The 1,389-nt window shown below is 66.3% G+C and carries 1 protein-coding gene; it reads right to left on the bottom strand.

Annotated elements, in window-relative coordinates; all coding sequences use genetic code 11:
- Window positions 1–1,335, bottom strand: a 1,335-nt coding sequence (locus ACFWUY_RS41650; protein WP_384122255.1) for a hypothetical protein, incomplete at its 3' end; no start/stop codon positions are given.
- Window positions 1,336–1,389 lie beyond the last annotated feature (54 nt).

Raw genomic sequence — 1,389 nt, 5'->3', positions numbered from 1 at the left:
GTCAGATGTGTATAAGAGACAGCCGTAGTCGTGGTAGCGCGGAGTCTCCGGACGCTGAGGGTCGGTGACTTCGACTCGCATCCGCGCGACGCTGGAACCTGCGCTGGTCACGCCCCGGTGTGCGAAGTCCAGAGCGGCCTGCTCGCTGACCAGCGTGGCCGACTCGCTGTGCTCGACCCTGCCGGTACCGGGCTCGATCCGTGCCACCGCTACCTCGTGCACCTCACCGCGGCCGACGTGCTCGGTCTCGGGCTCACGTTCCCAGCGCGACACTGCCGCGATCACCTCGTTGCGGGGACCGTACGAGCCGCGCTTCTCCGGGTCCATTGCGGCGAGACCGTTTTCGCGGGCGCGGACATTGACCCATACGTTCTTCTCACCGAGCTGGCGATCACGGACCATCTCGCGGCGGATCTCGGCCGTTGCCTCTTCCCGCGACGGGTAGAAGTTCTGGACCTGGATCTTGTCGTCGCCGTAGCTGGCGACATAGCCGGTGTGCTCGGCCATGTAGTCGAGCTGATGGCCGATCTCTCGATTGGTCAGCCCCATGTTGCGGGCCTCGTACTTGGCCCGCTCCTGCTCTGCCTCGACACGGTCTGCAGGCAGCCGCTCTCCGACACGATCGACACCCAGCTGCGTGGCACGCAGCAGCTGCACCGCGTCACGCTGGGACTTGGTGAGCTCGTCGTAGTCCCGGGGCGGACGTGCTTCGCGGCGGTCTTCGGCCAGCTTGGCGGCTCGCGCTCGCTGCTCCTCGACCAGGCGGACGTTGTCGTCGCGGCGCCCGGCGACCCAGGTTTCCGACTGCACCGCTACCGACCGCGCTACCCGCTCCTGCTCGCGGTCCATCGGCTTGAAAATCGCACCGTAAGGGCGATCCGGGTTGCGGTCGGCCGTCGACAGCGCCATCGCGACCTGTCCGCGACGTTCCAGCGGCAGCGACTGCTGCTCGTGCAGGGTGCTCTCGATCGAGTACCGGATACCGGCCAGACGATCCTGGTCGTTCTGACGCTCGGCCGCGGTGAACCCGGGCTGCTCGCTACGAAGATTCGAAGCCACAACTTCGGCGTGGTAGTCGTTGACCCGCTTGGTGTACCAAGCTTCGGCGATCTTCTGCTCGCCGACCTGAGCGCGGAGTGCCTCGGCCAGATCGCGGCGGTCCTTGCGCGAAAGCTTCGGCGCCTTTGCCTTGCCCGGACGGCCGGTCCGGGAGTGGATGAACGCACGCGCCGCGGCCATGATCTGGCCCATCGCCCGGCCGGTGTCGCGCACGATCTCGTCCTCAGTGGCCGATCCGGAGCCGTTGTCGGTGTGAGCGTTGGCGAAAGTGAACATTGTGAATCTCCTTGTGTGAGTGGGTTTTACGGTGGTTAGAGAGCGGTCTTGGCG

Origin of the sequence: Streptomyces sp. NPDC058664 (assembly GCF_042716635.1) — a bacterium.
Lineage (GTDB): Bacteria > Actinomycetota > Actinomycetes > Streptomycetales > Streptomycetaceae > Streptomyces.
The sequence above is the reverse complement of the archived record's forward strand: the minus strand, read 5'-3'. Positions and strand labels throughout refer to the sequence as shown.